This window comes from Pseudomonas sp. L-22-4S-12 (genome assembly GCF_009799935.1).
Taxonomy (GTDB): domain Bacteria; phylum Pseudomonadota; class Gammaproteobacteria; order Pseudomonadales; family Pseudomonadaceae; genus Aquipseudomonas.
On sequence record NZ_WELL01000008.1, the window covers coordinates 152,769 to 162,370 of the forward strand.

8 protein-coding genes are annotated in these 9,602 nt (G+C 68.9%); 6 read left to right on the top strand and 2 right to left on the bottom strand.

Going from position 1 to position 9,602, the window contains the following annotated elements; all coding sequences use genetic code 11:
• Positions 1 to 202 precede the first annotated feature (202 nt).
• From F3I16_RS18100 to F3I16_RS18110, 3 genes are all read left to right on the top strand, one after another.
• Positions 203 to 925 carry a response regulator gene (locus F3I16_RS18100; RefSeq protein WP_160080893.1) on the top strand — a complete coding sequence of 241 codons (723 nt, stop codon included), beginning with the start codon at positions 203 to 205 and terminating at the stop codon, positions 923 to 925.
• 34 nt (positions 926 to 959) lie between these two features.
• Positions 960 to 2,579, top strand: coding sequence for an ATP-binding protein (locus F3I16_RS18105; protein ID WP_160494937.1), 1,620 nt, complete (start codon positions 960 to 962; stop codon positions 2,577 to 2,579).
• A 300-nt stretch (positions 2,580 to 2,879) separates the two neighbouring features.
• Positions 2,880 to 3,899 carry an alpha/beta fold hydrolase gene (locus F3I16_RS18110; protein WP_160494938.1) on the top strand — a complete coding sequence of 340 codons (1,020 nt, stop codon included), beginning with the start codon at positions 2,880 to 2,882 and terminating at the stop codon, positions 3,897 to 3,899.
• A 114-nt stretch (positions 3,900 to 4,013) separates the two neighbouring features.
• Here the strand turns inward: F3I16_RS18110 and glpD are convergent, their stop codons facing one another.
• Together glpD and F3I16_RS18120 are read right to left on the bottom strand one after the other, a co-directional pair.
• On the bottom strand, positions 4,014 to 5,543 hold the full coding sequence (glpD, locus tag F3I16_RS18115) for a glycerol-3-phosphate dehydrogenase (protein WP_160494950.1): 1,530 nt from the start codon (positions 5,541 to 5,543) through the stop codon (positions 4,014 to 4,016).
• 167 nt (positions 5,544 to 5,710) lie between these two features.
• Positions 5,711 to 6,469, bottom strand: a complete 759-nt coding sequence (locus F3I16_RS18120; protein ID WP_160494939.1) for a DeoR/GlpR family DNA-binding transcription regulator — start codon at positions 6,467 to 6,469, stop codon at positions 5,711 to 5,713.
• Between the two features lie 169 nt (positions 6,470 to 6,638).
• On the opposite strand from F3I16_RS18120, the gene ybaK reads away from it, so the two are divergent.
• The 3 genes from ybaK (at position 6,639) to F3I16_RS18135 (ending at position 9,502) form a co-directional block, all read left to right on the top strand.
• A complete protein-coding gene (gene ybaK / locus F3I16_RS18125; protein ID WP_160494940.1) occupies positions 6,639 to 7,109 on the top strand; it encodes a Cys-tRNA(Pro) deacylase in 471 nt (156 codons plus the stop codon).
• A gap of 78 nt (positions 7,110 to 7,187) precedes the next feature.
• A complete protein-coding gene (gene glpK / locus F3I16_RS18130) occupies positions 7,188 to 8,675 on the top strand; it encodes a glycerol kinase GlpK (protein ID WP_160494941.1) in 1,488 nt (495 codons plus the stop codon).
• Between the two features lie 47 nt (positions 8,676 to 8,722).
• The gene (locus F3I16_RS18135) at positions 8,723 to 9,502 is read left to right on the top strand and encodes an ABC transporter substrate-binding protein (RefSeq protein ID WP_160494942.1); all 780 of its coding nucleotides are present in this window, start codon (positions 8,723 to 8,725) and stop codon (positions 9,500 to 9,502) included.
• Positions 9,503 to 9,602 lie beyond the last annotated feature (100 nt).

Here is a 9,602-nt window from a genome sequence, read left to right on the forward strand (position 1 = left end):
AACGTGACTTTTTAGTCAATCACACAAACACAAGATGTAGGGTTTTTCTCGGCGCTGTTGGCCTGTTCCGTGCAGGCGCGGCGCCGGCCTTTTCCGTGCGGTCGGGGGAGGGGCATGGATGCCCGCAATAGCGCCGCTGCCCGGGTTGCGTTGCTACAATGCCGGCCTGACGTAGACAGATGAACGGTTCTGGGGAGGATGTGTGGAGCAAGAAGCCTGGCAAATCCTGATTGTCGAGGACGACCAGCGCCTGGCCGAGCTGACCCGGGAATACCTGGAGAGCAACGGCCTGAAGGTGGCGATCGAGTCCGACGGCGGCAAGGCGGCGGCGCGCATCCTCAAGGAGCAACCGGACCTGGTGGTGCTCGACCTGATGCTGCCCGGCGAGGATGGCCTGTCCATCTGCCGCAAGGTGCGCGGCCAGTACGAGGGGCCGATCCTGATGCTCACCGCGCGCACCGACGACATGGATGAAGTGCTTGGCCTGGAAATGGGCGCCGACGACTATGTGTGCAAGCCGGTGCGCCCGCGCGTGCTGCTGGCGCGCATCCGCGCCCTGCTGCGGCGCAGCGAGGGCAGCGCCGAGGCGGCCCCGGAAAGCCTGCGCCGCCTGCAGTTCGGCCAGCTGGTGATCGACAGCGCGATGCGCGAGGCCTGGCTGCGCGAGCAGAGCATCGAGCTGACCAGCGCCGAGTTCGACCTGTTGTGGCTGCTGGCGGCCAACGCCGGGCGCATCCTGTCGCGCGAGGAGATCTTCACCGCCCTGCGCGGCATCGAGTACGACGGCCAGGACCGCTCCATCGACGTGCGCATCTCGCGCATCCGGCCGAAGATCGGCGACGACCCGATGCACCCGCGGCTGATCAAGACCGTGCGCAGCAAGGGCTACCTGTTCGTCGCCGAAGCGGCCGAGGACCTGTCTTGAGGCGTTGCGCGCGGCGGGCCGGGGCAGCGGCGCGATGAACTCGATCTTCCTGCGCATCTATGGCGGCATCATCGCCGCCCTGGTGCTGGTGGCGCTGCTCGGCGTGGGCGTGCTGCAGCTGACCAACGAGGTGCGCAGCGACCAGTACCGCGAGCAGCTGGCGCGCGGCACCTTCCGCCTGATGGCGGACAACCTCGAACGCATGGAGTCGGTCGACCGGCGCCGGGCCCTGGCGACCTGGAGTCGCCTGCTCGGCGTGCCGCTGGCCCTGGAGTCGCTCAAGGCCGAACCGCTGGATGGCCGCTCGCGTGGTCTGCTGCTGCGCGGCGAAGTCCTGGTGGAACAGACCGGGCCGCACGCGGCGCGGGTCTACAGCCTGGTCAGCGAGGCCGAGCAACTGGTGCTGACCGCCGAGGTGGAGCAGATCAGCGAACAGCTGGCACGGGCCACCGTCTACCTGCTGATGGACGAGCTGGTGCGCTACCCGATCGTCGAGCAGCCCAGGCGCCTGGCCGAGCTGAAGGCGCAGAAGAACTTCGGCTTCGACCTGCGCCTGGTCACCCTGGAGAAGGTCGACCTCGACGCCGACCAGCAGCGCCGGGTGGACGAGGGCGACACGGTGCTGGCGCTGGGCAAGGGCGGCGACTCGATCCGGGTGATCGCCGGCATGGTCGGCACGCCCTGGGTGCTGGAAGTCGGCCCGCTGTACCAGATGAATCCCTACCCGACCGAACTGCTGGTGCTGGTCGGCGTGCTCGGCCTGAGCCTGACCGGGCTGATCCTCTATCTCCTGGTGCGCCGCCTGGAACGGCGCCTGCTCGGGCTGGAAAGCGCCGCGGCGCGGATCGCCAGCGGCCACCTGGACGCCCGCGTGCCGACCCGTAGCGCCGACTCGGTGGGACGCCTGGCGGCCACCTTCAACACCATGGCCGAGCAGTTGCAGCGCCTGCTGAGCGTCCAGCGCGAGATGGTCCGCGCGGTGTCCCACGAGCTGCGCACGCCGGTGGCGCGTCTGCGTTTCGGCCTGGAGATGATCGGCGATGCGCAGACCGACCAGGCCCGGCGCAAGTACATGGACGGCATGGACGGCGACATCCTCGAACTCGACAAGCTGGTCGACGAGATGCTGGTCTATGCCCGCCTGGAGCAGGGCTCGCCGGAGCTGCACTACCAGCAGGTCGACCTGCAGGCGCTGCTGGAGCAGGTGATCGACGAGCTGGCGCCGCTGCGGGCGACGGTGCGGGTCGAACTGGCGCCGTCGCAGGTGGCGCCGGATGCCGGCGCTACGCTGGTCGAGGCCGAGCCGCGCTACCTGCACCGGGCCCTGCAAAACCTGGTGAGCAACGCCATGCGCCACGCCGAGTCGCGGGTGCGCCTGTCCTACCGCATCGGTCACAAGCGCTGCCGGGTGGATGTCGAGGACGACGGCCCGGGCGTGCCAGAGGAAGCCTGGGAACGCATCTTCACCCCGTTCCTGCGCCTGGACGACAGCCGCACCCGCGCCTCCGGCGGGCACGGCCTGGGCCTGTCCATCGTGCGGCGGATCATCTACTGGCACGCCGGCCGGGCCCATGTCGGACGCAGCGCGGCCCTCGGCGGCGCGCAGTTCAGCCTGGTCTGGCCGCGCCGGCAGGAAGGCGCCGAGCGGGCCTGAACGGCTCTTCCAGGTCGGCAAGGTTGCTGTAGGAGCGGCTTCAGCCGCGAAGTCTTTGCTCTTCACCTGCGCCGGCGCGTCAAGCGCCTGCACCGCGCGGTTGCCCATCGCGGCTAAAGCCGCTCCCCCAGAAAAGCAGGCATCGCCGTGCTGCGCGGGGCGCGCACCCTTAGCGTTGCCTGGTGCCGGGTCACTACCGTTCGGCGGCCTTCATCAAACTGTCACGGTTGTGTGGCAGCACGCTGCCACAAACGTCCGCACACTCGCGCTTCACTGGGGTTCTGCGTGTTGGTGTTGGCTATGCGTGTCTGGCTGTGTGTACTCTTGTTCCTCTGCGCTGCGCCGTCGTGGGCGGCTTCCCGTTGCGATGTGCGGGCGCCGGTGGCCATGGCCCGCGTCGGCGAAGTGCGCCTGGCCTACCAGAGCATCGGCCGCGCCGGCGACCCGGCCCTGCTGCTGTTGATGGGGCTGGGCGGGCAGCTGATCCACTGGCCGGACGAGGTGGTGGCGCGCCTGTGCGGCCAGGGTTTCCGGGTGATCCGTTTCGACAATCGCGATGTCGGCCTGTCCACCTGGCTGGGCGAGCCGCCGAGCGCCAGCCTGGCCTACGGCCTGCTGAGCTATCGCCTGGGGCTGGGCGTCGCGGCGCCCTACAGCCTGCGCGACATGGCCGGCGACAGCCTGGGCTTGATGGATGCCCTGGGCATCCAGCGCTTCCATCTGCTCGGCGCCAGCATGGGCGGGATGATCGCCCAGCACATGGCCGACCTGGCGCCGCAGCGGGTGGAGAGCCTGACCCTGCTGATGACCAGCTCCGGCGCGCCCGGTCTGCCGGCGCCGCAGGCGGCCCTGCTGGAGCTGCTGGCCCAGCGCGAGGCGGCAGACCGCGCGGCGGCGATCAACCAGCAGGCGGCCCTGCTCGCCGCCCTCGGCAGCCCGCGCCTCGATACCAACCTGGCGGGCCTGCGGCGCGAGGCGGCACGCTCCTATGACCGCGCCTTCAACCCGGCCGGTGTGCAGCGGCAGATCCTCGCCATTCTTGCTGAACCGAGCCGGGTCGAGCTGCTCAACCGCCTGCGCGTGCCGACCCTGGTGGTGCACGGCACGGCCGACCCACTGCTGCCGGTGATGCACGGCGTGCACGTGGCGGCGCATATAAAGGGTAGCCAGTTGAAGCTGATCCCCGGCCTGGCCCATCGTTTTCAGGGGGCCTTCAAGGAGCCCTTGCTGGCGGCGGTGTTGCCGCACTTGCGGGCCCATCGCCTGGACGGGCAGCAGCTGGCACAGGGGCCTGGCCTGGCCGACGCACCGCGGCTTTAGGCGTGGATTGGCCGGGCGGGCTTTTGTAGGCGCGGATTTGTCCGCGACTGGGAGCGGCTCGGTGTTGCCTGGATTCGCGGCTGAAGCCGCTCCTACCAGTATGCGGGCTGCTCTTTATAGGGCGGCAGCGCGGGTGTGCGGGGTGTTCAGCTGCAGATAGCTATTCAGCTTGGCCTGTTGGCCCGGGGTCATGAACAGGCCGAGCTTGGTGCGGCGCCAGAGGATGTCCTCGGCTTCAAGCGCCCATTCCTCGCGGCGCAGGTAGTCCACTTCGCGGGCATACAGGCCGGCGCCGAAGTGCTCGCCCAGTTCGCTCTGCTGCTGGATCCCCTCGACGATGCGCCAGGCGCGGCTGCCGTAGGTGGCGGCCCAGCGCCGGGCGAGTTCCGGCGGCAGCCAGCCGCAACGGGCGCAGAGCTGTTCGGCCAGGGCCTCGCGGCTGTCCATGTGCTCGCCGCCGGGCAGCGGCGCGCCCTCCGTCCAGGCCGGGCGCAGGCGCGGGAAGTAGGGCGCCAGCTGGCTCATGGCCGCTTCGGCCAGCTTGCGGTAGGTGGTCAGCTTGCCGCCGAACACCGACAGCAGCGGCGCCTCGTCCGGCGTGCCGGACAGCGCCAGGGTGTAGTCGCGGGTGATGGCCGAGGGCTGGTCGGACTCGTCGTCGCACAGCGGACGCACGCCGGAGAAGCTGTGCAGGATATCGCTGCGTTGCAGCTGCTTGCGGAAGTGGGCGTTGACCACCTGCAGCAGGTAGTCGGTTTCCTCGTCGCTGATCCGCACCTGGGCCGGGTCGCCGCGGTATTCGCGGTCGGTGGTGCCGATCAGGCTGAAGCGCTCCAGCCAGGGAATGACGAAGACGATGCGCTGGTCCTCGTTCTGCAGGATATAGGCCTGCTCGCCGTCATGCAGGCGCGGCACGACGATATGGCTGCCCTGGATCAGGCGGATGCCGTAGGGCGACTGCTGCTTCAGGTCGTCCTGGATGAAGCGCGCCACCCAGGGGCCGGCGGCGTTGACCAGGGCGCGGGCGCGCAGGGAGAACAGGCTGCCGTCGCTGCGTTCCAGGTGCAGGTGCCACAGGCCCTTGCTGCGCCGGGCGCTGACACAGCGGGTGCGGGTGTGGATGTGCGCCTGGTGTTCGCGCGCGGCCATGGCGTTGAGCACCACCAGGCGGGCGTCGTCGACCCAGCAGTCGGAGTATTCGAAGCCGTGGCCGATCTGTGCCTTGAGCGGGCTGCCGGCGCCGAAACGCACGCCGTGGGAGCCCGGCAGCTTCTCGCGCTTGCCCAGGTGGTCGTAGAGGAACAGGCCGGCGCGGATCATCCAGGCCGGGCGCAGGTGCGGGCGGTGCGGCAGGATGAAACGCAGCGGTTTGACGATGTGCGGCGCCTTGGCCAGCAGCACTTCGCGCTCGGCCAGGGCCTCGCGCACCAGGCGGAATTCGTAGTGTTCGAGGTAGCGCAGGCCGCCGTGGATCAGTTTGCTGCTGGCCGAGGAGGTGTGGCTGGCCAGGTCGTCGCGCTCGCAGAGGAATACTGCCAGCCCGCGCCCGGCGGCGTCGGCGGCGATGCCGGTGCCGTTGATGCCGCCGCCGACCACGGCCAGGTCGTAGATTTCGGCGATGGGCTGGGTCTGGTTGTTGGGCATGGCGAAGGCACCGGAAAGTTTTAAAGTGAACAATTAGATGTTCGTTTCCGAAAATATGCTAGTCGAAGAAAGTCGCCGGCGCCAGCCTCGGGGCGGACTTTGTGCCGGGTGGTCGGGGCTTGGCGGCTGGCTGGCGCCGTCGGGAGCGGGGCGGGACGCTGGCGGGGTCAGACGATATGCAGCTGGATCTTCTGCTCGGTCAGCAGGCGGGTGATGGCGACCGGCGGCGGGGCGTCGGTGAACACCTGATCGACCAGGCCCAGCGCGCCCAGGCGCACCACGGCGTTGCGCCCGAACTTGCTGGAGTCGGCGGCCAGCAGCACCTGGCGGGCATTGTCGATGATGGCCTGGGACACCCGCACTTCCTGGTAGTCGAAGTCGAGCAGGCTGCCGTCTTCGTCGATGCCGCTGATGCCGACCAGGGCGAAGTCGACCTTGAACTGCTGGATGAAGTCCACCGCACTCTGGCCGACCACGCCGCCGTCGGCGCGCACCGTGCCGCCGGCCACCAATACCTCGAAGTCGGCCTTGGCGCTGAGCTGGGCGGCCACGTGCAGGTTGTTGGTGATCACCTTGAGGTGCTTGTGGCCGAGCAGGGCGCGGGCGATGGCTTCGGTGGTGGTGCCGATGCTGATGAACAGCGAGGCGTGGTCGGGGATCTGCGCGGCGATGGCCTCGGCGATGCGCTGCTTCTCGTCGCGCATCTGCCCGGCGCGCATGGCGTAGGCGGTGTTCTGGATGCTCGAGGCTTCGCTCGCCGCGCCGCCGTGGGTGCGCCGCAGCAGACCCTGCTCGGCCAGCTGGTTGATGTCGCGACGGATGGTCTGCGGGGTGACGGCGAAGGCCTGGGCCAGTTCGTCGATACTCACGTAGCCACGCTCGCGGGCACGATCCAGAATGCTTTGCTGGCGGGGAGGGAGGCTCATGGGCGATCCTTTCTGGGCGACGGCGCAGTATAACGGGGAGCTGCCGGCTGGTAACTTTTATGGCCGCGGCCACCCTGCGAGCCGTCGCGGCGTGACGTTAAGCACTGCTCCGGGCAGTTTTTTTCGGCTATGGTACGCGCAAATTGTCACTCTATTTTCACATTCGAACATGACTCCAGCCATCGATCTGCTGAAAAAGGCCAAGGCCGAGCACCGGGTGCACAGTTACACCCATGACCCCAAGGCGCCGTCCTACGGCCTGGAGGCGGCGGAAAAGCTCGGCCTCGATCCGGCGCGGGTGTTCAAGACCCTGCTCGCCGCCAGCGAGAAGGGCGAGCTGCTGGTGGCGGTGGTGCCGGTGGCCGGCAGCCTCGACCTCAAGGCCCTGGCCCACGCCGCCGGGGTGAAGAAGGCCGACATGGCCGACCCGCAGGCCGCGCAGCGCGCCACCGGCTACCTGCTTGGCGGGATCAGCCCGCTGGGGCAGAAGAAGCGTTTGCGCACCTTCATCGACGAGTCGGCCAGGCTGCATCCGACCATCCATGTCAGCGCCGGGCGCCGGGGGCTGGAAGTGGAATTGAGCGCCGCAGTACTGGCCGAGCATACCCAGGGGCAGTTCGCCGCCATCGGCCGGGAATAGTTCATCGGTGCGCACGGCGCACCCTCGGCCAAGGTGCATCGCACACCGGCCGCCACCCATAACAACAAGGAAAGCACCATGTCCCACTACCTGCTGGCCATCGACCAGGGCACCACCAGCTCCCGCGCCATCGTCTTCAGTGCCCAGGGCCTGCCGCTGGCGCGCGCCCAGCAGGAGTTCAAGCAGTATTTCCCCAAGGACGGCTGGGTCGAGCACGACGCCGAGGAAATCTGGCTGACCACCCTCAAGGTCTGTCGCGAGGCCCTCGCCCAGGAGGGCCTGCAGGCCCAGGACATCCGCGCCATCGGCATCACCAACCAGCGCGAGACCACCATCGTCTGGGACGCCGCCTCGGGCACGCCGATCCACCCGGCCATCGTCTGGCAGGACCGGCGCACCGCCGACTACTGCGCCGAGCTGAAGGCTGCCGGGCACGAGGCGCAGGTGGCGGCCAGGACCGGCCTGCTGATCGACCCGTATTTCTCCGCCACCAAGCTGCGCTGGATCCTCGACAACGTGCCGGGTGCCCGCGAACGGGCCGAGCGCGGCGAACTGCGCTTCGGCACGGTGGACTGCTTCCTGCTGTGGCGCCTGACCGATGGCCGCTCGCACAAGACCGACGCCAGCAACGCCTCGCGCACCCTGCTGTTCAATATCCACAGCCAGCAGTGGGACGAGGAGCTGCTGGCCCTGTTCGGCATCCCGCGCAGCCTGCTGCCGGAGGTGCTCGATTGCGCCGCCGACTTCGGCACCTGCGCGCCCGGGCTGCTCGGCGCGCCGATCCCGGTGCTGGGCATGGCCGGCGACCAGCAGGCGGCGCTGATCGGCCAGGCCTGCTTCCAGCCCGGCATGGTCAAGAGCACCTACGGCACCGGCTGCTTCATGATCCAGAACACCGGCCCGCACCCGCTGGTGTCGCAGAACCGCCTGCTGACCACCGTCGCTTACCGCCTGAATGGCCAGGTCAGCTATGCCGTGGAAGGCAGCATCTTCGTCGCCGGCGCGGCCGTGCAGTGGCTGCGCGACGGCATCAAGCTGATCAGCGATGCCCGCGACAGCGAGGCGCTGGCCGAGCAGACCGGCGATGCCTGCGGCGTGTACCTGGTGCCGGCCTTCACCGGCCTCGGCGCGCCGTACTGGGACCCCAAGGCGCGCGGGGCGATCTTCGGCCTGACCCGCGACACCGGGATCAAGGAGATCGTCACCGCCGGCCTGCAGTCGGTGTGCTACCAGACCCGCGACCTGCTCGAAGCCATGCGCCAGGACGGCACCGTCGAGCCCAGCGCGCTGCGCGTGGACGGCGGCATGGTGGTCAACAACTGGGTCATGCAGTTCCTCGCCGATATCCTCGGCGTGCCGGTGGAGCGCCCGGAAGTCACCGAAACCACCGCCCTCGGCGTGGCCTACCTGGCCGGTCTGCAGGCCGGGCTGTATGGCAGCCTGGAGGAGATCGCCAGCCACTGGCACCGCCAGCGCCGCTTCGAGCCGCGCATGGCCGCCGAGCACCGGGCCAGGCTCTACCACGGCTGGCTGGACGCGGTGAAAAGGGTGCGCAGCGAAGGCTGAGGGTGGTAAAACTGCCGGCAGTCCTGTGCCGCCTTGTGAGTAGCCGCATGCCGTTGCTGACTTGCCTGTCGATCCCGAGAGGGTTGCTGCTGGCGCTCGCCGTCCTGGCGGGCGGCGCGCGGGCCGAGACCCTGGTGATCGCGGCGGACATCTGGTGCCCGGTCAACTGCGAGCCGGGCTCGGCGCGGCCGGGGATCTTCGTCGAGCTGGCGCAGGAGATCTTCGCCGAAGCCGGCATCGGGGTGGAATACCGGGCGTTCAACTGGGCGCGGGTCCTGCAGGAGGTGCGCCGCGGCGAGCTGAATGCGGCCATCGGCGCCGGGGTCGAGGATGCCCCGGACTTCCTCTTCACCGCCACGCCGGTGGCGCTGTCGCGCAACTGCTTCTTTACCCGCGCGGACTCCACCTGGCGCTTCGCCGGGCTCGCCTCCCTGGCGCAGCAACGTCTGGGGGTGATCAACGACTACAGCTACGGCGATGAATTGAATGGCTATATCGCCAGCCATCGCCGCGACAGCCAGCGCATCCAGATCGCCTCTGGCGACAAGGCGATGGAGCTGAACCTGGCCAAGCTCGAACGCGCGCGCCTGGACGTGGTGCTGGAAAACAGCTGGGTGATGCAGGCCGCACTGGCCCGCCAGGGCAAGCGCGGCACCCTGCGCGAGGCCGGTTGCCGCACTCCGGACATGCCGATCTACCTGGCCTTTTCCCCGGCGCTGCCCTCCAGCGCGCGCTATGTCGAACTCTTCGAACAGGGCCTGCAACGCTACAAGGCCAATGGCCGCCTGCAGGCGTTACTGGATAGCTACGGGGTGGGCCGGCCGTAGGGTGCATCCCTTGCCCCGGGACTGTTCAGGAGTCCTGCTGCATCACCTGTTCATAGGCGCTGGTCAGGTCGTTCATTTGCCAGAGCAGGGTCTCGGTGGT

Bases quoted from the DNA above. Each gene is read 5' to 3' on its own strand.
- glpK (WP_160494941.1), top strand. From the start codon at position 7,188: ATGTCCCACTACCTGCTGGCCATCGACCAGGGCACCACCAGCTCCCGC.
- F3I16_RS18135 (WP_160494942.1), top strand. From the start codon at position 8,723: ATGCCGTTGCTGACTTGCCTGTCGATCCCGAGAGGGTTGCTGCTGGCG.
- F3I16_RS18105 (WP_160494937.1), top strand. From the start codon at position 960: ATGAACTCGATCTTCCTGCGCATCTATGGCGGCATCATCGCCGCCCTG.
- ybaK (WP_160494940.1), top strand. From the start codon at position 6,639: ATGACTCCAGCCATCGATCTGCTGAAAAAGGCCAAGGCCGAGCACCGG.
- F3I16_RS18110 (WP_160494938.1), top strand. From the start codon at position 2,880: ATGCGTGTCTGGCTGTGTGTACTCTTGTTCCTCTGCGCTGCGCCGTCG.
- F3I16_RS18120 (WP_160494939.1), bottom strand. From the start codon at position 6,469: ATGAGCCTCCCTCCCCGCCAGCAAAGCATTCTGGATCGTGCCCGCGAG.
- glpD (WP_160494950.1), bottom strand. From the start codon at position 5,543: ATGCCCAACAACCAGACCCAGCCCATCGCCGAAATCTACGACCTGGCC.